Source organism: Spirulina sp. LEGE 11439, from assembly GCF_059821285.1.
Genome location: NZ_JCAMRX010000078.1, coordinates 1 through 22010, shown reverse-complemented (window position 1 = coordinate 22010; position 22010 = coordinate 1). Strand labels below are relative to the sequence as shown.

Genomic DNA, 22010 nt, shown 5'->3' with positions numbered 1-22010 from the left:
AATGGCTGGTTAGTTAACGCTGATGCAAATGGTGCAGCCAATATTTTAAGAAAAGCGCTTGGGGGATGCGGAGGTTTCCTCCGCATATCCAACCAAGCAAGAGAAGTAGCGGCAACTTTAGGATTATGTCTTAAAGGAGTCAGTAGCGGCGCTTTGACTACGCCTGTAAGAGTTCGTTACTGGACTACTTCCGAATCCCCGTCTCTTTAGAGCGGGGAGGGTCAAAGGTACTCGCTGCATGGTGATAAACCTCGCAAGTGAAAGTGATTAGTCTCTTCCCGCATCTTGACTCAGATGTCCTAACTGAATAGCGGCAAGACAAATTGCCTTAGAGTGATTCCGAACTAGAGAAGCATTCGGAGGTCTATACCGAATCAAGACTCAATGCGGTATTCAACGTTTAAACTACGATTTGTCTCGCAATCCCCATCGCCTTGCGTTGGGGTTGTTGAATTGTTGCGAACTATTAGCTGGTTGACGAGGAATCCCGACTCTCTCTTGTATTTTAGAACTATTTGCGCTTAACTGTTAACTATTAACTGTTAATGGGAATTCTCGTGTTTTGGAATTTAGTTGTAATTGAATTAGAAAAAACGATTAAACGCCCCTTATTTTTATTCTTTTTAGGATTGCTAGTGGGCGTGCTTCTCTTTATTTTCTTAGGAGGATTATTTGCCTTTGAACTGGTTAGCGATCCACAACTCAAAGTTTCTTTGAAACAAGGTCTCGCAGGAGCAGCAGGGGTCGAGCTTGCTCTTTCTCTTGCTCTGAGTCTCGGCGGATTTTCCTTATTGATTTTAACCGCTGCGATCGCAACTTCTGAATATCAATGGCGCACCCTGCATCTATATTTAAGTCATGGGATCGGGCGCACGATACTTCTAGGGGCTAAATTTACCGCACTGGCAGCGATCGCATTACTGTTTATTATCGTTTCTCTTGTTTTCGGTTTAGCATTGGCACTTCCGCTCACTATTCCGATGGGAGGAGAGATCGCGATCGCAGAAATTGGCTCTCTTTTCTTACAAGCTCCTCGATTCTTTTTAGCTCTGTTACCTTGTATTGCGATCGCATTTCCTATTGCCATTTTAACCCGTTCTATTGCCGCAACCAATACAATTACTTTATTGTACGTTTTTATCATCGAACCTGTTCTTGCTGCAGCAGGAAATTTCTCTAATGCACCTCTCTCTCGACTAACACTTTATTTGCCTTTTCAACTCACGCAAGCTGCAATTAGACAAATGCCAACGAATATTCCGGAAGACAGAATAGAAGAATTCATGAAACTATTTGTCACTCCGAATTTCGCTGCTTTTGGCATTACACTTTGGGTTATTGTTTTAGCGATCGCAGCATGGTTATTATTTCGCCAACAAGATTTAACGAGTTAGTTATTAGTGGTTGGTTGTTGGTTATTTGGCTTCGGAATCTAAACAATATTTTGACTTCTTTTGATTTCGCTATTCCTTAATAGAAATACAAGCGAACAACAAAAATGATCTATCGTATTGGTTTGACAGGAGGAATTAGTACAGGAAAAACGACAGTTTCTCAGTATCTCGATCGCGTGCATCACCTTCCCATTCTCGATGCCGATCTTTATGCCAGAGAAGCCGTCGCTCGCAATTCTCCTATCCTCGCTCAAATTGTACAGCGCTACGGTCGAGAGATTCTCCTTGCCGATAATCGTCTTCATCGCAAAAAACTAGGTGAAATTGTCTTTTCTCATCCTGAAGAGAAAAACTGGCTAGAAGCACAAATTCATCCCTATGTGCGCGATCGCTTTGTTGCAGAATTAGCAACCCTCAACGCTACAATTGCAGTATTAGTCATTCCGCTTTTATTTGAAGCAGATATGACGAATTTTGTCAATAGTATTTGGGTTGTTTCCTGTTCCTGCGAACAACAACTACAACGCTTATGCGATCGCGATGGACTTTCCCGAGAACAAGCGCGATCGCGAATTAAGAGCCAAATACCTCTAACACAGAAAATTGCGGCGGCTCATATCGTGTTAGATAATTCCTCCACTGTCGAATATTTACTGCACCAAATAGATGCGGCATTAAAATCGCTCGAATAAGTTCATTATTGGTTATTAAGTAACAGATTATTAGAGGTCAAAGCAAACAATCAACAACAAACAACAATGATAGAAACTGTTTTCTTTTCCAGAGAAACTTGGAAAATTGCTCAAACTTCTAGAGAAGAGCAAAACTCAGAACGATTAGATACTCAATCGTCTACTTTTGCTAACTCTAACTCTAATAATAACTATTTAGGTCTAATTTTTCTCTCTGTTTTTATCTTTTTATTTCTGGCTTTCTTGTTATTAAAACGTAGAAGTCAAGAGGTTCGCTTGTCAATATTTGCAAGTTTATTTCTTGGTTTTTTATTGGCTATTTACACCTCAGTTCAAGTTGCAACTCAATCCTTGATAGGCGGAGGCAAAAAAAGAACAGTTAATCAACCAGAAAGAGAGTTAATTTCAAGTCAAACGAATCAGAAAAAAACTAGCGATCGCAAACCAGAAAGCAAAACCAGCAATCCTCAAGAAAAGCGATCGATAGAGAAAAATGAAGAAATAACTAAAAATGAGCAACAAACAACACTATCAGAATCAACAAGACTGAGTGATACTAATAAGACAGAAGTAGAACCAAGAACAAGCGATCGAGATACTTCAGTAGAAAAGAAAACAGAAAAATCAGAGAATAAGGATGCTAAAATTGCTTCATCCTCCACCACTCAAAGTACAAATTCAGAACAGCCTTCAGAAAATCAAGAAACGAAAGTACCAACTTCAACTCGCAAGAATACAAGTAATACAACAACAAGACAGAGAAATTTTTCTGTAGCAAATCAAAGAAATCCTCTAAATTTAGAAAGAAACTCTCGCACTCTTTCTTCAAGTTCGCAAACTTCATTATTTCGACCTATCCTTAAACGCGGCGATCGCGGTTCTGATGTCACTCTTTTACAAAAGATACTCAAAGAATTAAACTATTACACTTTAAATATTGATGGTGATTATGGTCTTTCTACAGAACTAGCTGTCCGCAACTTTCAGCAACAAAATAACCTTCTCGCCGATGGTATTGTCGGTTTCAGTACCTGCAATATTCTCAGAGCAAAAACTGAAAATATAGAAATAGAATGCTCTTTTTAGTTATCAACTATCAGTGAAAAATTTACTAATAACAAACAACAAACTCAAAAATTTTCATAAACAGCTTGATTTCTGCCGCGTTCTTTGGCTTCATATAATGCTAAATCTGCTACACCTATTAGTGCTTCTGGGGAAAATTCACTAGAAGGAATCGTCGTCACAACTCCCAAACTTAAAGTAACATAATCACCCAATGATGAACGCGCATGAGAGATTTTTAAATTTTCTACGGCTTGGCGAATACTGTTAGCAATCTCTAATGCTTTGCAAGCATCAATATGAGGTAAAATTACAGCAAATTCTTCTCCTCCATAACGAGCAAGTAAATATTCTATATCAGCTATTTCTTGTTCTTCGAGTGCTTTTTCAATCGCCTGTGCCACCCATTGCAAACATCCATCACCAGCTAAATGACCATAACAATCGTTATAATGTTTAAAATAATCAACATCGCACAAAATTAAAGAAAGAACCTCCTCTGTTGACATTAAGTTCTGCCAAACTTTGGCAATTTCGGTATTAAAATAACGTCGATTGGCGATATGTGTTAATCCATCCAGAAGTGCGAGGCGTTGTAATTCCTCATTTGCCTCTTGTAAAGCACGTTCCGCACGCACGCGATCGGTAATATCATTAGAGAGCGAAAGCAAGCATTCTTGACCGTGAATGGTAATAATTTCTGCTGAAAGTAATGCCGTTCGCAAGGCTCCTGAATTCGTACAAAACTGAAACTCATAATTGCGAATAACCCCATACATTGTTAAATGTTTGAATAACTGAGTTCGCAAATCAGAATCAACCCATAACCCCAAATCCATAGCCGTGCGTCCGATGACATCTTCACGAGCATATTCTGTGACTTGACAGAAGGCTTCATTAACATCAATATGGCAACCATCGCTCAATTGAGTAATCGTAATCGCGTTAGGATTAGAACGAAATGCTTTGGCAAACTTTTCTTCTGAAAGGCGCAATTCTTTTTCAACACGCTGACGTTCGCGAATTTCTTCCGCTAAAAGGGCATTGTGCATCATCAAGAGCTTGAGAGCATTACGAATACTCAATTGATTTTCAATACGAGCAAGGATTTCAGCATCGTGAAAGGGTTTAGTAATATAATCCCTTCCTCCCACAGAAAAAGCTTTCACTTTATCCCAAACCCGATCGAGGCTGCTGATAAACACAATCGGAATTTCTCGTGTTTTGGAGTCGGTTTTGAGTTGCTGACACAGATCGTAGCCATTCATGTCCGGGAGATTGACATCAAGCAAAATTAAATCGAGTTCCGATCGCGAGACCTCTTCCAAGGCTTGTTGGCCTTGCTGCACGATCTGCACGCGATACCCTCGTTGCGTCAGCAATACAGACAAGCGTTTTGCATCGTCGAGACAATCATCGACAATTAAAATGCCTTGGGGTGATGCACTAAAATCGGGATTCATGGAAAATCGATCCAATTCAGGAGAAAAATTTATCAACCACATCAACTCTATTATCTCAAGCGTAGCTATTTCAATCGCAAAGTTAATGTGTTCGACCTATTTTGGCGCGATCGCATCAAAAGGAGTCGCGAGCGATCGCTACATTCTTCATAAAGCGAAATCAATCTAAGTGAGTTCTCTTTTTCTCTTGATTCCTAGTATTTTCAAAGTGATAATAGAAAAGTTAGTGGCTTTAATAAATTGTAGTAAATTATCTAGCTGATGATAGGCGCGATCGCGATCGTTAATTTCTGGATTGATTGGACAAACCCATAGTAATTTCCCGATTACTCTTGCTTCTAAACCCCAACCGTTTCCGCCGCATCCTCAAAAACGAGAAAAATTTTGCGTAAATTATCCGGAGACAGAGATTAAAGCCAGAAAAACGAAATTGAGAACGGGGCAACCCGGACAATTAGTAGCTTGGTTAAATCGCAAAGTGTATTACTCACCTGTCGGACAAATTCTCAAGCGTCGTTACGAGATTCTCCAGCTTTTAAATTCTGGCTCCCTCGGACACACTTATCTCGCCCGCGACCTCTCCCAACCCGATCGTCCTCGATGCGCGGTAAAATATTATCCCTCGGATCGAGAATCCCCCAACCTTCTCAAAACCAGTCGGCGGATTTTTGTCACAGAAGCTGAAACCCTCAAAAAATTGAGCTATCATACCCAGATTCCGCGTTTTCTCGATTGCTTTGAGGAAAATCAAGGACTTTATTTAGTACAGGAACTAATTATCGGGCATATTCTTAACACCGAACTCACCCTCCTCGATCGCGAAATTTCCGAAGGTTGCCGAGAAGAGTCCGACGAACGAGAAGCCAAAACGATCTATTTTTTACGGGATATCCTCGAAGTTTTAGACTTTATCCACACCCAAGGGGTGATTCATTGCGATATTAAGCCCAACAATATTTTGCGACGCACCAAAGACGGTAAATTAATGCTCATTGATTTTGGGGCGGCGCAACCCATTCATCGTCACATGGTTAACGGCATGAATCTCGCGCCCACCGTCGCCGTTAGCCCCTCGGGCTATCTTGCCCCCGAACAACTGATCGGCCAACCCCAAGCTGCCAGCGATCTTTATGCAACGGGGATCGTTGCCATCCAGATGTTAACCGGGTTAAACCCTGCCAAGTTGCAACTCGACCTCACTAGCAATGAACTTCAATGGCAACATCTGGCCAAAGTTTCCTATAGCCCGGAATTGGCAGAAATTTTAGCCAATATGACCCGCGATCGCTTGAACGATCGCTACCTCAGCGCCCGAGAAGTCCTCGCCGACCTGCAACCCTTACTGGCTAAAGCGAGAGACTCTTTCCGAAAAGTGAGCAGTCACTACCTCGATAACTCTGGCTTGCCCAATCAGACCTCCACAGCAATAGAGACTTCTCCTTATCCCGAACTCTCCTCTAAATTTATCAAAAAACCCACCCACACTGAATGGGTCGAAGAAAGCGACCTTGAAGAAATAGAACCCTCTCGAGGGAATGAGGAACTCGAAGCTGCACTACACTATACTCCCATCACCTCCGTCTCGACTCCTTTCACCAAAGTCTCTTCTCGTTATCTCAATCCCTCTTTGATGGGAATGCTGGTGAAAATGGGGGTTCTCGCTGCCCTCGTCAATACCTTTGCGATTGCTCTCGGTCTCTATACCCTCGCTGACAGCCGCGCTACCGACCCCGGAGAAGTGCGCTTTGCGAAGGCACAACGTCACTTGCATCAAGGCCGACTCGAAGACGCGATCGCCCTTGCTCGCACCGTCTCCTCCGATAGTCCCGCCTACGAACAATCTCAAAAAGCGATCGCTCAATGGCAACAAGAGTGGAGTAAGGCTTCACTGCACTTTAATGCCGCCCGAGAGGCCTTTGAGCAACAGGACTGGCAAACAACCATCACGGAAGCCGCTTTAGTTCCGCCCATTGAATACTGGCAAAAACAACTCAAACCCCTACGCAAGGAAGCCGTTCCCCAAGCCGAAACCGAAGCCCGCGACCTCTTGCAACAAGCCTTCGAGCGAGCGGCTGAAAAAGACTTTACCGCCGCCCTTGCCCATTTGCAAAAAATTTCTGCTTATACCACCATTGGGGCAAAGGTCCAGCCCAAACTTGAAGAATACGGGCAAAAACAACGCATTCGCGCCATGGCACTCCTGCAACGCGCCTACGATCTCGCAGCCGATCGCCATTTTGCCGAAGCCATTAAATTTCTCAACGTGATTCCAGCCGACACTCCAGCCGGAGCGATCGCTCAAGAAAAACAGATCGAATACTCCCAAAAACAAAAAATTCGCCAGCAAACCGTCGGGACAAATTCGCCCTCTTCCTCCCAACAAGTCAGTCAAATTTCCACTTCTCTACTTTTCGCCTTTAATCCGGGGGAACGCCTGCAAGAGATTGCCTCCATCTTCAGTTAAATTGCCCATTTCCCTCTCGCCGAATGACTCATGGAACAGACCCGCGATCGTGAGTTATCCTAGAGTTATCGCTCGAGCGCATGGAACTCGAACGCGCTAATTGCCATCATATAAAAACAATTAAAAACAATTGAGTTGAGCGCCTCTCAGTCGGAGAAAGATTAAACATGGGTTTTCGTAACAAGATTCAGTCTCTTAGCATTTTATCAGCCCTGCTGGGTACGAGCCTGCTTGTCGGGTCTCCTGCCAGCCAAGCCATCCCCGAGTTTCTCGTGAGTGTTGATTTTCCGCAAACCGCTCCTTCAGGAGGTGGAACCCTAAGTCGGACTTACGGTGGGGGTTCCCGTACCCTTGCAACCTCCTGTCTCGAAGAAGGGTCGAATGTAGAACCCCTCACTGCCTTGATTCCAGAAGATACCTTGATCAAAACGGCAGATTCAGACCCGACATTGTATGTCTATATTCCGAAAAAACTAACCCGGGAAGAACTTTCGGCCACCGTGGTCATTTTAGCTCCCACTCAACCTCGCAACCCACCCGAAGAAGTCTATGTGGGAACAACCTCGATTCCCGATACCTTGAGCGAAGCTGGAGGCATCGTTCGCTATAAATTAGAAGGAGCCAATTTACAACCCGGAAAAACTTATACTTGGTCATTCTCAATTCACTGCGATCCGGAAAAATATGACCTCGATCGCTTTGTCCAAGGAGTCTTTCAACGAGTCGATCGCTCAGAGCCTCTCCCGACCAATTTGGATAATATGAGTCCCGCAACATTGGTAGACAAAGCCAATGAATATGCCTCTGCTGCGATTTGGAATGAAACCCTGAATTTAACAGCCAAGCTGCGAGATTCCCATGCTAACGAATGGTCGGGATTACTCAAATCGATTAATCTTTCCCAATTAGAATCAATTCCTTTCATTTCCTGTCAGAATAGTAGCGATTACTGCGTTCCCGAACCCGAAGATCTGAGTCTGGAATTTTGATGGGCAAAACGACACAATCCTTTCAGCATTGGGCGTGGCAATGGCGAGGCGTTTGGATAACAACGCCGGCTGTTGCCGCGCTCATTATTCTTCTTCGTCTATTCGGGCTGCTGCAAAGCTGGGAATGGGCGGCTTACGACCAATTTTTGCGCCTGCGCCCCTCAGAAAAACCTGACGATCGCGTTGTGATTGTCGGCTTAACGGAAGAAGATTATCGCCAGCAAGGAAAGTTAGTCTTTCCCGATGCGATTTACGCTCAATTGCTGGAAAAACTCAAGGACCAAAACCCGAGGGCGATCGGTTTGGATATTTATCGTTCTCAGCCCGTGGAACCCGGTCATGAGGACTTGGTTAAAGTTTTTGAGTCAACCCCAAATCTCATCGGCATTCAAAAGGTATCTGGGGACAGCGAACGAGAAACTGTCGATCCGCCTCCGACTTTAAAAGCCAAAGGTCAAGTCGGAGCCAATGATAATATTCTGGATGCCGATAATAAAGTGCGTCGCGGTTTGCTCACAGTGGCCAACGCGGATACCCCCGACCAATGGGTTCCCGGTTTTGCCATGAATCTCGCCGCTCGCTATTTGGATGGGGAGGGCATTGGCATCGAAATTGCTGAGGGGACGGATAATTGGTGGAAGTTAGGAGATACGGTTTTTCGCGACCTCGATGCCAATGAGGGGGGATACATTCGCACGGAAACGGGAGATTATCAAATTCTTTTGAATTATCGCAGTTCTGGGACCTCTTTCCAGCAAGTTTCCCTCACTGATGTTCTTGAAGATAAGATTCCCTCTGATTGGGCGAGCGATCGCATCGTTCTGATCGGAGCAGTGGGAGAAAGTGCCAATGATGCCTTTTTTACCCCTTATAGTACGGGGCTAATTGGGCTGCCTCAAGCCATGCCGGGAGTGGAAATTCACGCTCATCTCACCAGCCAAATTCTCAGCGCCGTTCTCAACGATCGCGCTTTAATGCGAAGCTGGCCCGAACCCTTAGAATGGGGTTGGATTGTTCTCTGGTCGGGGATGGGCGCTTCTATCGCTTGGACGATTCGCCATGTCGGAGCCAATCATTGGCGGGCCAGCATTCGCCTCGGTTATATCGCGATCGCGGGGTTGGCATTGCTCGGGGGAACTTACTGGGCCTTGGTGGCAGGATGGTGGATTCCGATCGTGCCTCCTTTTTTGGCATTGATGGGATCGACAGTCGCGATCGTTGCCTACATTGCGCGATCGGCAGGAGATATTCGCAAAACCTTCGGGCGCTACCTCACCGATGAAGTCGTGGCCAATCTTCTCGAAAATCCCGAAGGATTGAAGATGGGCGGAGAACGTCGCAAAATTACAATTTTAACCTCGGATTTACGCGGATTTACAGCACTTTCCGAACGCCTTCCCCCGGAACGGGTGGTCAAGATCCTGAATTTTTATTTGGGATATATGGCGGATGTCATTACCCATTATCAAGGCACCATCGACGAATTTATGGGAGATGGTATTCTCGTTCTTTTTGGCGCACCCACGGTAAGAGAAGACGATCCCCGTCGCGCGATCGCCTGTGCGATCGCCATGCAGCAAGCCATGGCCGCCGTAAATGTGCAAATGAGAAAATGGGATTTACCCGATCTGGAAATGGGCATCGGCATTAATACTGGGGAAGTTGTGGTCGGCAATATCGGCTCGGAAAAGCGCACTAAATACGGCGTAGTTGGCTCGCAAGTCAATCTCACTTATCGTATTGAATCCTACACGACTGGAGGGCAAATTCTCGTACCGCAAATCACCCTCAAAGAAGCCGGTGACAATATTCGCATCGACGGGCAAAAAGAAGTTTCCCCCAAAGGTGTAACCAAGCCAATTACCATCTACGAAATTAGTGGTATTGGCGGTGAATATCAACTTTTTCTAGACAAAGAAGAAGAGATATTTTTCTCTTTAACTCAATCTCTACTGCTGCAATATACAGTCTTAGAAGGTAAGCATATCGGTGTAGATGCGACCCGAGGAAAGTTGATCTGCTTGTCTAATAAAGGGGGGGGAATTCAATTTGAAAACAATGGTAATGGCGAAAAACCCACAGCATTACAAAATATAAAGTTGAATTTTCTCAATCTCGAGGCGACAGATACCGATGAAGTCACAATCGGTGAAGATGTTTATGCAAAAGTAATGGAAAAAGAAAGTGAAACTAACACTTTTTATGTTAAATTTACGGCAAAGCCACCTACAATCAATCAAAAGTTACAAGAAATCTACCAAACTCTAGAAGGATAAATCTGGAATCCGAAGGCTGGATGATATTCGTTCTCTTTCACCCTTCATCCGGTCACAGCAAACACTCATGGAAAGAGCGATGAAGTTATTATTTTTGGGTTCGGGTTCGGCGTTCACGGTAGGAGCCAATAATTACCAGTCCAATATGCTTTTAATGGATGAGACTGGGCGCAAACTTTTAATTGATTGCGGTTCGGATATTCGCTTTTCCCTTCACGATCGCGGTTATTCGTATCAAGATATTACCGATATTTACATCAGCCATTTACACGCAGATCATGTCGGTGGCATGGAGTTTATCGGGCTAACCACATTTTTTGATGCCCGATGTCCCAAACCCAATCTCTATGTCAGTAAAGATGTCGCAGCAGAGTTATGGGATCGATGTTTGGCTGGGGGAATGCAATCTATCGGGAATGATTTGGCCGATCTCGACACTTTTTTTAATGTTCATAAAGTGCACCGCAATCGCTATTTTGTTTGGAATGATATTCAATTTTTTTTAGTGCGCGTGTTGCATATTGATAATGGTTATGCTTTGATGCCCAGTTATGGCATATTTTTTACCTTGGGCGGACAAAAAGTTTTTATTACGACGGATACTCAGATAGCGATCGAGGCGATTCAAGAATATTATGATAATGCTGATATTATTTTTCACGATTGCGAGACAGCACGATTTCCCAGTTCCGTACACGCCCACTATCAAGAATTAGTGAAGTTACCGGAACGATGGAAACGTAAAATGTGGTTGTATGGCTATCAACCCGGTCCTCTCCCCGATGCCAAAACTGCCGGTTTTTTAGGATTTGTTCAACGCGGACAAATTTTTGAATTCTACGATCGCATTCATAATCCAGCCATCGGTTCTGCGATCGAGCGAGAGGGCAAGTTATCTTAATAATTTGTGAACTCAATTCATGTCTTCTCAACTTCAGCGATTAGTCATTACCGAGCGACAGCGACAGGAAAATCAGATTGTTTTGACTGCCGAACAACAGCATTATTTACACCGGGTCTTGCGTTTGAGGAACGGCGATCGCTTTATGGCACTGGATGGCCAAGGAAAAGCATGGATCGCGGTTTTGGAGGGTAAGGAAGCGATGGCAATCGAATCGCTATTTCTCGACAGCGAATTCGAGATAAACTTAACCTTGATGGTGGCGTTGCCCAAAGGAAATGGATTTGATGAGATCGTGCGCTGTTGTACCGAGTTAGGGGTTGATACTTTTGTGCCGGTTATTAGCGATCGCGTGCTTCTCCGCCCCAGTCCGCAAAAGTCGATCCGATGGCGCAGAATCGCCACAGAAGCCGCAGAACAGTCAGAACGAGGGAGCGTTCCCACCATTCTCCCACCTCAATCTTTTCGCGCATCTTTGCAAACCGTACAAACTGCGGAAAAGTATATTTGCGTTGCTCGGGGCAACAATCCTTCTTTGCTATCTTGCTTGCAAAACGGAGAAGGAAGAGAAATCGTCTTGTTAACGGGACCCGAAGGAGGTTGGACGACAAGAGAAGTAGAAGAAGCCAAAACAATGGGTTATGAGTCGGTTTCTTTGGCACAAGGCATTCTCAGAGCAATTACAGCCGCGATCGCATCAGTTGCTCTGGTCGCATCTTATCCTCGATCTGCCCATGAGAGAGAAGAGAAGAGCGATCTCCCCTCCCCGAAGGACTCAACCTCAACCTAAAAGCCAGTTGACTAAAGTTCGCACCGGGTATCCCGTGCCACCAATATTATTCACACCGCCTTCCTTATCCGCCCAGACCGGTCCGGCAATATCCAAATGCACCCAAGGGGTAGACTCGACAAACTGCTTTAAAAACAAGGCCGCCGTAATCGAACCCCCGTAACGCGGCCCGGTATTTTTCATATCGGCGATGGGCGATTTCATCCCCTCAAAATATTTCTCTTCTAACGGCATTTGCCAAAATTGTTCTCCGGCTAATTCTGCCGCTTCCTGAAGTTCTCGGACTAAATTTTCATCGGTACTCCACAGCCCGCCAATATCCTCACCGAGGGCAATCACGCAAGCCCCGGTTAAGGTGGCGAGATCGATAATGGCATCCACTGCCAATTTTTCGGCAAACACTAAAGCATCGGCTAAAGTCAAACGCCCTTCTGCATCGGTATTATTGACCTCAATTGTTTTCCCATTCGAAGCCGTGAGAATATCCCCGGGGTGCATCGCTTTGCCACTGACCATATTTTCTGTTGCCGCACTGATAAAATGCACTTCCACATCGGGTTTGAGTTGGGCGATCGCTTTGGCCGCTCCCAAAGTCGCTCCTGCCCCTCCCATATCCATTTTCATCGTTTCAATACCCTTGCCCACTTTTAAATTCAGTCCACCAGAATCAAAGGTCAGCCCTTTACCAACGATCGCCACTTTGCGGCGGGGCGTGCCAGTTGGCTTATAAATAAGATGAATGAATTTGGGGGGCAAATCTGAGGCTTGAGCTACACCTAAAAAAGATCCCATGCCTAACTTTTCGCAATCTTCCTGTTCCAAAATCTTTAATTCCAACCCTCCGCTAAAGGCAATATCTCTCGCAGTTTCCGCAAGGGTAATGGGGGTGACGGCATTTGCTGGGGCATTCACCAACTCTCGAGCGAGAATGACCCCTGAAGCGATCGCCTCGGCAATTTGAATGGCTGCCTCTTGGTTGCCCAATCCCAAAAGTTCTACGGTCGTTAATTTGTGTCCCTTATCTTCAACTTCCGATTTAAAACGATTATCAACGTGCAAAGCTAACAGCAAGCCTTCCGCGATCGCTCGGGCGGTTAATGCCGCATCTTCCGCAATGGGTAACCCAATCCCGAGGTGCTTTACCTTTTCGGCTTTCGCAATGCGTGCGATCGCCGCCGTACTGGTTCTAATCTTATTTAACTTTAACTCCTCTGCTTTGCCCAATCCCACTAAAATCACTTTCCGAACTGGATTTTTTGTCCCCACTCGAGTTGCGACAGCACTGCCTGCTTTCCCCGCAAATTCGGTTTCGGCGATTAACTCCGCGATCGTTCCGTCGAGTTTGTTATCTAATGCAGCTAAATCGCCGATGATTTCTACTGCATTTTCAAATAACCCGATCGCCAGCGCATCGCCGTGCCAATTCCATTGTGTCGTATCTACAGCTTTAATTTCCATGCGTCGATTCAATGCTCGATTGTCAACAGTCAATTATAAATCCTTTGTGCAAAACACTTCTCTTTAATTAAAAACCCCCCTCTTTAAATTAAAAATGGAGTGTTGCCAGTCAATAATTGCTTGCGATCGCGCAGCCAATTTCTCATTTTAGACTGCCTAATTTATAAGAAAATTTAAGCAAATATTAACTATTGCAACAAATAGCGAGTTTTCACTAAGGAATTCTTATAATCTTGAGGGTTTTAGTCAATTTTTTTACAAGCGAGGCGTTAACAAACAATGAACTACACCCTCTTGGCTGTCATGCCCACAACCATTGAATGGAACTTTAGCGTGGCTCTGGTCATGATCTTTTGTAATCTCTTTGCGATCGCGATCGGTCGCTTTGCCATTCAAAAATCCGGACAAGGTCCCGATCTGCCCATTGCAAAACCCGCACTGTGGAAAGGTTTTGGTATTCCCGAACTTCTTGCAACCACCAGTTTCGGTCACCTTCTCGGTGCAGGAATGATTTTAGGGTTGAGCAATGCAGGAGTCCTGTAAACAAGGATGAAGGATAGCAAGATTCTGCGCTCCTTTTCCTTCTGCCTCTTCCTTTGCCCCTGCTCAGATCGGGGGTGAGGGGAATAAACATCTAGTAGAGATTGACGAAAATGCTGGATAATTGGTTTGCTGTTTTCCTGTAAACTCGTTCTCGCCCATTGCGATCGGGCAGAACTGAAGATTTAGAAAAATTGCGTCATTATTATCTGGTCATCACCATCCTTAGCCTGTAAAATAAACAGTAATTCTACGCCAAACAAAGGGCAGAGTATACTTTGAGTGTAAAGTTAAATTTTGCTACCTGACCCACTTCTATGAACTCCGGAACATCTGAAGAGTTACAAGTCAATCCGAATCTGGACTCGAATCATTCAACCTCGGCCATCGTGCTTACTCTGCTGCATCCGTTGCAGGCCGTGCCGGTTCAAAGTTGGACGTTTGAACCGAATTTAGTCATTCGGATCGGGCGATCGACAGATAATGAAGTTATTCTCTACAGTGCGGTGGTCTCGCGCCACCACGTTGAAGTTCGCCCCAGTGGTTCGTCAAGTTGGGAAGTGGTCAATTTAGGGGCAAATGGAACCTATATTGATGGCAAGCGCATTACCAAAATTGCCGTAACGGATGGGATGATCATTCGCTTGGCCAGTTCGGGGCCACAAATCCAAATTCGTATTGAAGAAGGCGATCTAGACGACAAACTCAAGCGAGGTTCTAAACGTCCTTTACCAAAATTACCCGGTGAAGATAAATCTAAAGATACGCTGATTACCTGAACAGTTATCAGTAGGGATGTTGCTTGCAACATCCCTACACCAGTCACCGTTGACGATTAAACAGTTTTGAGATGAGCGATCGCGGCTTCGGTTTCTTGTTGAATTTGTCTTAAATCGAGATCGAGACAATTTCCTTCGGTACTCAACCAAAGAAGGTATTCGATATTTCCGGCGGGTCCGGTAATGGGAGAGTGGGTTAAGCCGCGATCGCGCCAGCCTAATGTCCGGGCAGTTGCCAAAACTCGAAAAATTGCTTCGGCTTGGTCTTTCGGGTTGCGGACGACTCCTTTTTTCCCGACCCGTTCTTTACCGACTTCAAATTGCGGTTTGACCAGCAAAATTGCTTCTTTGGGGAGAGCCAGCAAATTCCAGAAAGGTTCTAAAATTTTGGTTAACGAAATAAAAGAAACGTCAACCACTCCCAAATTGGCGTGAAGATTATCGCCGTATAATGCTTCGGGTTGAAGATAGCGAATATTGGTGCGTTCCTTGAGAATGACGCGATCGCACTGGCGCAATTTCCAAGCCACTTGGCCATAGCCCACATCTACGCCATAAACTAATTTTGCACCGACTTGCAACAAACAATCGGTGAACCCTCCAGTAGAGATGCCCCCATCGAGGCATATACGACCCTCTACCGGTACTTTGAACTCATTCAGGGCTTTTTCGAGCTTTTCACCCCCTCGAGAGACGTAGCGAGGTTTTTTCTTAACTGTAATTGTCGCTTCTCTATCTACTTCCGTTCCGGGTTTGTCGAGAAGGCGATCGTTCACCTTCACTTCTCCCGCCCGAATGAGTCTCTGGGCTTGCTGTCTGGACTCAGAGAAATGGCGTTCAACTAAGAGTAAATCTAATCTTTGTTTCACAATTTGGTTGTGGGTTATTCGTTATTCGTTGTTGGGTCATCCTAGTAAACAATCGACTAATTCGCAAAATCCTTCGCATTCTGCCCGGGTTGTCACATAGGTGGGGCAATGGGTCAAGCGATCGCGATATTTGAGAACGTTAGCCACACCAACGGAATGCGGGAAGCGATCGCGATCGAAGAGAGATTCATCATTGGGACTGTCGCCAACAGTGACGAGTTGTTGGGAGGTTATATGGGGAAAGTAGCGATCGAGAACGACCTGTAACCCGTTTGCTTTATCTTGATTGAGGGGCTTGATATGGCATTGAACCGTGCTGTAGGTGAAGCCCCAGCCTTCTTGCTGACAAAAACTGCCAAGAGTTTGTAGGTCGCGATCGCTTAATCCTTCCACGCTAAAAGTCCAGTCAGTAAGGCGAAAGCGATTATCTTCCGCTTCTTGCAGTTGGGGAAATTTTGCTTGCAGTTGGCGAAACGTCACCGCGAGTTTCTGACGATGTTGAGGGATATCTGTAATCGGAGTTAGCATTTGGGGTACATCAGAATCATGGGAATAGAACGCACCTCCGTTTTCCGCGATCGCTCCGACTACGGGAAAATAATGTTTGACTCCATGCACCCATCCTGCCGATCGCCCCGTCGTCACCAACACCTGAATTGGAGCATCTGCGAGACGTTCTAAGGCTTGAAACAAAGCAGGAGTAAACTTTTCATCCCGTGTCAAAGTTCCGTCCATATCCGTCGCAATTAAGCGAATCTCGCGAAAAAATTGGGCATTCGTTAAAGGAGTTAGCATGAGGTGCGATCGGCAAATAACAATGTTCTATCCTCTCATTGAATTGATGCGATCGCGATACTCGATTCCCAATACTGCCGCTAATATAAATTGCGATCGCAGAACAACTCCTCATCTTCTCATTGAATCGATCTTATCGCGAGATTTAATCATATGCAGTGCGATCGCATTACAATAAAAGCCATGAAGGATTTTGTTGTTGAATTGACTCGTAAAAATTCCAGATCGCCAAAGCTGGAACCCCCGCATGATAGGAAATAACTAGGTCTTGCTGAAAAAGTTAGAAAAAATTGAGGGTGGAGGACAATCTAATTTTAGATGTGAGAAAGCATAAGTTGAGATTTTTGATAATCTTCTTTTCTAAAAGGAGACCCGTCAGTATTCCTTTGGCAAGTTAAGTTAACACACTCTCCGTAATATTACGCAATACCTAATAATTGAGAGCGTTTCCGTGTCAGCGATCGCACTATTCCCGATTGTATCCTTGCAAAATTCATGGGGAAATATCCTCATTTATAAATCTTTTCTTCTTTCACAGGTTTTTCACATTCGTTGAATAGAATACTCTCAACGATGTAAAAAAAAGTAACGAAAAGAATGATGACTGCTTCTACCCCAACTTTAGTCAAACTCTATAAAACTATTGCTAATCTCTATCAAAAGCAAGTTACGGGGAAATTAACCCTGACGGCAGGTAAAAAGCAGTGGCAGTTATTTTTCAATCAAGGTCAAATTGCCTACGCAGTCGATCGCCAATTTCGAGTCCGTCGATGGAAACGCGCCATCAAAAATCAAGTGCAGACGAATTTTACCCTCACCGCAAACCGAGATCCTTGGGAATATTATTCCCTCCTCCAAGAAGTCAGCCAGCAAACCTTGAGTCCGGCTAAAGCAAGAGTGACAATTCAAACTGTTCTACGTGAAGTTTTGTTTGCGATCGCTGCCGAGAAAGAAATTAAAGGGCAATGGCAGTCGGGCTGGAAACTCGCTAAAATTGCCCATCCCGAATTATCCTTACCTGCAAATACACTTAAATCTCTTTTTGGCGAAGTGCAACGACTACGAAGCGACTGGCAAACCCTCGGTTTAGATCCCCAATATGCCGATCGCGCTCCAGAATTGCAACTTTCTGAAGAATTAATGCGTTCGAGTAGTGCGAGTTTACTCAATTTAAAACCTCTCCTCAATGGCAAGCGCAGTTTTTGGGATCTCGCCGCGACCCGAAAACAATCTTTTGCTGCCGTCGTTCGCCTTCTCTGCTACTACATCCAACAAAATGCGATCGCGTGGCAGGCGATCGAGGATTTCCCTGCACCATTTAAAGCAACTGTCGCCCCCATTCCCCGAGACCTCTCCTCTCGGCCTCTGGTCGCTTGTGTCGATGACAGTTCCCAAGCCTGCTATCAAATGGAAGAATTATTAGAACAACTCGGTTATCGCTGCATTAGTATTAGCGATCCCGTACAAGCACTGCCCGAACTCATGCAGCAGAAACCCGACCTCATTCTCATGGATTTAGTCATGCCCGTGATGAACGGATACGAACTCTGTTCTCATCTGCGACGGGTGCCTTGCTTGCAAGAAACCCCAACCATTTTAATGACCGGCAGTAAAAGCATTGTCGATCGCGTCCGAGGGAAAATGGTCGGTGCTAACGATCTCATTCTCAAACCCATTGCACGGGAACAACTCCAAGAATTGCTCGGGAAATATCTCAACCCCAATAATACTGAGTCTACCAAGTCCCTCGTCAGGACTTCTCGAGAGCTTGCGACCTCAGCCCTCAGTTTACATCAGTATAATCCCCAACTCGCGATCGCCAATGCGTAAAACAGTTTGACCTTTCCTAACTGATAACTGTTTACTGTAAACTGCGCGGATCGAGAGCGTCTCGTAACCCATCTCCTAAAAGATTAAACGCCAAAACTGTTAGAATCACTAACACCGACGGCGACCAAATCAACCAAGGTTGCAAGACTAAAATTGAGGCATTAGTTGCAACCGAAAGTAAATTTCCCCAAGAGGGATCTGGTTGTTGAATGCCCAAACCAATGAGACTGAGAACAGATTCGGCAACAATAAAACTAGGAATCGCTAAAGTCGCCGAAATAATAATATAAGTTGCTGTCTGGGGCAGAACGTGACGAACGATAATATAAATTGGATTAGCTCCGATCGCTCGTGCCGCATCTACAAATTCTCGTTCTTTTAGAGAAAGCACTTGTCCGCGAATCACTCGCGCCAAACCCGCCCAACTGACAAAAGAAGTGATCGCGACAATGAGCAGAAAACGCTGTGTGCTAGTTAGTCCAGCAGGTAAAACAGCCGCCAGTGCTACCAATAAATAAATGGTGGGAATCGTCATCAAAATTTCTACAAAGCGCATCAAAATTGCATCCCACCAGCCGCCAAAATAGCCGGAAATTCCCCCCACCAGCATTCCCAAAGGAAAGGAAATGGCAATTCCGACCAAACCAATACTTAAGCTAATTCTGCCGCCAAACAAAAGGCGACTAAATTGATCGCGTCCTTGTTCGTCCGTGCCTAAAATATTAATTTGGCCCTTCCCCACAGTCCCAAATAAGTGAATATCGAGAGGAATGCCCGGAAACACAGTTGTTTCCGCAAACTTGGGAGGTAAAGGGAGTTTAATTTGAAAGAGATTATAAGGGACTCCTCGTGCAAAAAGACGAATGGGAGAAGGTTCGGAAAAATCGACTAACAGTTCGCGATCGCCTGTTTCGAGATCCGTCGGCCCTTGGGTTATCGGATAAACATGAGGACCTGTGAATTTTCCCGAGGGATTATGCCAGTGAATTTGCGTAGGGGGTAGAAGAGAGCCATCCAATTGAGAATCATAGGGATTATACGGCGCAATAAAATCTGCAAAAACTGCCGTCAGATAAAAAACAATCAGTATAATTGCGCCTATACGAGCGAGAGGATTTTTCCTGAGTTTGCGCCACCAATCCATATTTCAAGTATTAATTATTAATGAACAATTATCAACGCGTTTAAGATGCAATTTGCTTGTGGAGTTTTCCGGCTGTTTGTTCGTGTTCTACAACGAAAACATTAGAATAGAGATTAGCCAGAATTTGTTGACCTTCTTGGGTGAGAGCAAGATACTGAAGTGCATCTTGAATGTAGGGAAAAACTGCATCCCAATAAAATTTAGCATAATTACGCCGCAAGTCTCCCGGATTGTTAAACCCCATCATTTGATTGGCTCCGGTTTCTTCAAACTCGTAGAAAAGAGCGCTAATTTTTTTTAAGTAACGAGGATCGCTCAGTTGACCGATGAGATCGGAAGAACGAATTAAACCGGGATAATTTGTGGTATTCCTGCCATCGTTTTTACTGGGAACAGGAAAACGAGTTAACTCGATACTGTGCTTGATCAATTCTGCATCGATTAATCGATGACCGCCAAAACGCTCGTCAATAAAGAGTTTGCCGCGATCGACATGATAAGGGGTCAAAGACGCATCGGAACACCCCGAGGAGATGTGAACCATTTCTCCATTTTTTCCCGTGGCATAAAGCCGTTCTTTCTCGTTATCCTGACGGCACACGCCTTTCACATAACCAATATCGTGAGAAACAAGGGCAATAATAACGTGCAGCCAGTCCTCACAAGAAACACCACCATCGCGAATATGTTTTCCTCGCAGAATTTCTTGACCCACAAGGGTCACAAGAATCGAATGTTCGACATTGTGGTACAAGGCATCGCTATTGGCAATATTTTCCATTGCCATGCTGCCTGCCCAAGCAATAATATCGGCATAATCTGGCTTTAAACCACCATAAGTTCGGCGATAGCCATCTCGCAGCCTCCGAACGAATTCATCAATCAAAATTTCCGTGGCGTTAAACACAATTGGTCTTTCTCCCCCTACCAAAAATCAAACAGCACCAGTTTGGTATTGTCCCCTCAACAATTGGCTATTTCGGAAAACAGCAAACAGTAAAAAATTATTTCAATGAACGCTGTTCGCGAACAGCGATATTTATTCCTTAGTTCAACTCTAGCAAAGAACGTTCGGGACAGAGAGATTATCTCTCTTCGGGTTTTGGCGTTTCTTCAGGTTGTTCGAGTTCTTCGTGTTCTTTCTCGTGGGAATGATTGGCGGGTTCTCCGATCGCTGTCTCGGTTGCTGTTATTTCGGTTTCGGTTTCCGAGTCGGGTTGCTCGGGTTCTCTCTCAATTTCTGGAGTTGAGTCAATTTCACGAGGGGGAATTTCTCCAGTTGACGGTGCTGGCTCGGGTTGAGGTTCTACAGGGGTTTTATCGGGTTTTAGGGTCGGAACGATTCGACGGATGGGAAGATTGGCCACCAGAGCCGTCATCCCTTCATCATTTTCGAGGGAAAATTCGGAAGAGTCTGTATCGATATCGACATAACGAGCAACCACTTCGAGAATTTCTTTTCGCATGGCCTCAATGCGCTCTGCACTCAAACCCGAGCGATCGTGGGAAATGACTAGCTTTAAGCGCTGTTTGGCGGTAAGACTAGAGCTTACCGTCTGGCGACCGAAGAGTTTTTCGAGCAGTTCGCTTAACATAGCCCAGAGTTGTTTAAACATTCACGCGAGGGGGAATGAAGAGTTGATAATTGACAGTTGATAGTGGGAAAGGAGCGAGAATAAGCTTTCTTCCTCGTTTCTTTTAATCAATTGCGGAAAAAGCGGCGAAGGCGGTTAAAAAGGTTGTTGTGGGCTGCCATGAGGTCGAGAAATGGGATTTCTTCACCATCCAAACGCCTCGCAATATTCTGAAATGCGATCGCGGGAAGCGTGGGATTTTTATCCATGACGATGGGTTCTCCCTTGTTACTCGAAATAATAATCCGTTCGTCATCGGGAACGATACCGATGGGGGGAATGGCTAAAATTTCCAGTACGTCCTCAACGCTCATCATATCGTGCAGTTGCACCATTTCCGGGCGGATGCGGTTGACGATTAACTTGATATCTTTGATGTCATTGGCTTCGAGTAGTCCGATGGCGCGATCGGCATCTCGCACGGCGGTTACTTCGGGAGTAGTGACGACGAGGGCTTCGTTGGCAGCAGAAATGGCATTGCGAAACCCCAGTTCGATCCCGGCGGGACAGTCGATAATGACATACTCAAAAGATTCTGCGATCGCATTCACCAATTTTTCCATCTGTTCCGGGGTAACAGACTCTTTATTGCGACTTTGAGCGGCGGGAAGCAAGGCGAGGCGGGGTTGGCGCTTATCTTTGACGAGGGCTTGGGTTAAGCGACAATGACCGGCGATCGCATCAATGGCGGTATAAACCACTCGATTTTCCAAACCGAGGAGCAAATCCAAATTTCTCAAGCCAAAGTCTGCATCGACTAAGGCCACTTTATGACCTCGTTGGGCGATCGCACTGCCAAGATTAGCGGTAATAGTAGTTTTCCCAACGCCCCCTTTCCCAGAGGTAATGACGATTATACGACTCATTTTATTATTGGTGACTGGTGACTGGTGACTGGTGACTGGTGACTGGTGACTGGTGACTGGT

General features: G+C 45.1%; 20 protein-coding genes and 1 pseudogene. 13 read left to right on the top strand and 8 right to left on the bottom strand.

Features of this window, described 5'->3' with window-relative positions; all coding sequences use genetic code 11:
* The 4 genes and pseudogenes from AC6RV6_RS28235 to AC6RV6_RS28220 all read left to right on the top strand — a co-directional run.
* A pseudogene (locus tag AC6RV6_RS28235) lies at positions 1-210 on the top strand (hypothetical protein); the annotation flags it as partial.
* Positions 211-545: 335 nt separating this feature from the next.
* Positions 546-1394 (top strand): ABC transporter permease subunit, encoded by an 849-nt coding sequence (locus tag AC6RV6_RS28230; RefSeq protein WP_500244233.1) that lies wholly within the window; start codon positions 546-548, stop codon positions 1392-1394.
* Between the two features lie 104 nt (positions 1395-1498).
* On the top strand, positions 1499-2086 hold the full coding sequence (gene coaE, locus AC6RV6_RS28225; RefSeq protein WP_500244232.1) for a dephospho-CoA kinase: 588 nt from the start codon (positions 1499-1501) through the stop codon (positions 2084-2086).
* A gap of 66 nt (positions 2087-2152) precedes the next feature.
* A complete protein-coding gene (locus AC6RV6_RS28220) occupies positions 2153-3172 on the top strand; it encodes a peptidoglycan-binding domain-containing protein (protein WP_500244231.1) in 1020 nt (339 codons plus the stop codon).
* Positions 3173-3216: 44 nt separating this feature from the next.
* Here the strand turns inward: AC6RV6_RS28220 and AC6RV6_RS28215 are convergent, their stop codons facing one another.
* Complete coding sequence (locus AC6RV6_RS28215; protein WP_500244230.1) at positions 3217-4614, bottom strand: diguanylate cyclase domain-containing protein; 1398 nt, start codon at positions 4612-4614, stop codon at positions 3217-3219.
* A gap of 295 nt (positions 4615-4909) precedes the next feature.
* On the opposite strand from AC6RV6_RS28215, the gene AC6RV6_RS28210 reads away from it, so the two are divergent.
* From AC6RV6_RS28210 to AC6RV6_RS28190, 5 genes are all read left to right on the top strand, one after another.
* Positions 4910-7078: a protein kinase domain-containing protein gene (locus AC6RV6_RS28210; protein ID WP_500244229.1), complete on the top strand. Its 2169-nt coding sequence runs from the start codon at positions 4910-4912 to the stop codon at positions 7076-7078.
* 167 nt (positions 7079-7245) lie between these two features.
* A complete protein-coding gene (locus AC6RV6_RS28205; protein WP_500244228.1) occupies positions 7246-8067 on the top strand; it encodes a DUF928 domain-containing protein in 822 nt (273 codons plus the stop codon).
* A complete protein-coding gene (locus tag AC6RV6_RS28200) occupies positions 8067-10343 on the top strand; it encodes a CHASE2 domain-containing protein (RefSeq protein WP_500244227.1) in 2277 nt (758 codons plus the stop codon). Before AC6RV6_RS28205 ends, AC6RV6_RS28200 begins: the two co-directional genes overlap by 1 nt.
* 79 nt (positions 10344-10422) lie before the next feature.
* Entirely contained in the window at positions 10423-11244 is an 822-nt protein-coding gene (locus AC6RV6_RS28195; RefSeq protein ID WP_500244226.1) for an MBL fold metallo-hydrolase, read from the top strand.
* A gap of 19 nt (positions 11245-11263) precedes the next feature.
* The gene (locus AC6RV6_RS28190) at positions 11264-12034 is read left to right on the top strand and encodes a 16S rRNA (uracil(1498)-N(3))-methyltransferase (RefSeq protein ID WP_500244225.1); all 771 of its coding nucleotides are present in this window, start codon (positions 11264-11266) and stop codon (positions 12032-12034) included.
* Here the strand turns inward: AC6RV6_RS28190 and AC6RV6_RS28185 are convergent.
* On the bottom strand, positions 12026-13492 hold the full coding sequence (locus tag AC6RV6_RS28185; protein WP_500244236.1) for a leucyl aminopeptidase: 1467 nt from the start codon (positions 13490-13492) through the stop codon (positions 12026-12028). The genes AC6RV6_RS28190 and AC6RV6_RS28185 overlap by 9 nt on opposite strands.
* 279 nt (positions 13493-13771) lie before the next feature.
* Between AC6RV6_RS28185 and psaK the strand changes: the two genes are divergently transcribed.
* On the top strand, positions 13772-14035 hold the full coding sequence (gene psaK / locus AC6RV6_RS28180) for a photosystem I reaction center subunit PsaK (protein WP_500244224.1): 264 nt from the start codon (positions 13772-13774) through the stop codon (positions 14033-14035).
* 314 nt (positions 14036-14349) lie between these two features.
* Complete coding sequence (locus AC6RV6_RS28175; protein ID WP_500244223.1) at positions 14350-14811, top strand: FHA domain-containing protein; 462 nt, start codon at positions 14350-14352, stop codon at positions 14809-14811.
* Between the two features lie 56 nt (positions 14812-14867).
* Here AC6RV6_RS28175 and AC6RV6_RS28170 read toward each other — a convergent pair whose 3' ends face one another.
* Positions 14868-15683, bottom strand: coding sequence for a TlyA family RNA methyltransferase (locus AC6RV6_RS28170; RefSeq protein WP_500244235.1), 816 nt, complete (start codon positions 15681-15683; stop codon positions 14868-14870).
* Between the two features lie 33 nt (positions 15684-15716).
* Positions 15717-16475: an HAD family hydrolase gene (locus AC6RV6_RS28165; RefSeq protein ID WP_500244222.1), complete on the bottom strand. Its 759-nt coding sequence runs from the start codon at positions 16473-16475 to the stop codon at positions 15717-15719.
* Positions 16476-16497: 22 nt separating this feature from the next.
* Between AC6RV6_RS28165 and AC6RV6_RS28160 the strand changes: the two genes are divergently transcribed.
* Together AC6RV6_RS28160 and AC6RV6_RS28155 are read left to right on the top strand one after the other, a co-directional pair.
* Positions 16498-16653, top strand: a complete 156-nt coding sequence (locus tag AC6RV6_RS28160) for a hypothetical protein (protein ID WP_500244221.1) — start codon at positions 16498-16500, stop codon at positions 16651-16653.
* A 419-nt stretch (positions 16654-17072) separates the two neighbouring features.
* Complete coding sequence (locus AC6RV6_RS28155; RefSeq protein WP_500244220.1) at positions 17073-18305, top strand: response regulator; 1233 nt, start codon at positions 17073-17075, stop codon at positions 18303-18305.
* A gap of 31 nt (positions 18306-18336) precedes the next feature.
* Here AC6RV6_RS28155 and AC6RV6_RS28150 read toward each other — a convergent pair whose 3' ends face one another.
* The 4 genes from AC6RV6_RS28150 to minD all read right to left on the bottom strand — a co-directional run bounded on the left by AC6RV6_RS28150 (position 18337) and on the right by minD (position 21949).
* On the bottom strand, positions 18337-19449 hold the full coding sequence (locus AC6RV6_RS28150; RefSeq protein WP_500244219.1) for an ABC transporter permease: 1113 nt from the start codon (positions 19447-19449) through the stop codon (positions 18337-18339).
* 40 nt (positions 19450-19489) lie between these two features.
* The gene (locus AC6RV6_RS28145) at positions 19490-20356 is read right to left on the bottom strand and encodes an Npun_R2479 family HD domain-containing metalloprotein (RefSeq protein ID WP_500244218.1); all 867 of its coding nucleotides are present in this window, start codon (positions 20354-20356) and stop codon (positions 19490-19492) included.
* Between the two features lie 178 nt (positions 20357-20534).
* Positions 20535-21065, bottom strand: a complete 531-nt coding sequence (gene minE / locus AC6RV6_RS28140) for a cell division topological specificity factor MinE (RefSeq protein WP_500244217.1) — start codon at positions 21063-21065, stop codon at positions 20535-20537.
* A gap of 86 nt (positions 21066-21151) precedes the next feature.
* Positions 21152-21949 carry a septum site-determining protein MinD gene (gene minD, locus AC6RV6_RS28135; protein WP_500244234.1) on the bottom strand — a complete coding sequence of 266 codons (798 nt, stop codon included), beginning with the start codon at positions 21947-21949 and terminating at the stop codon, positions 21152-21154.
* Positions 21950-22010 lie beyond the last annotated feature (61 nt).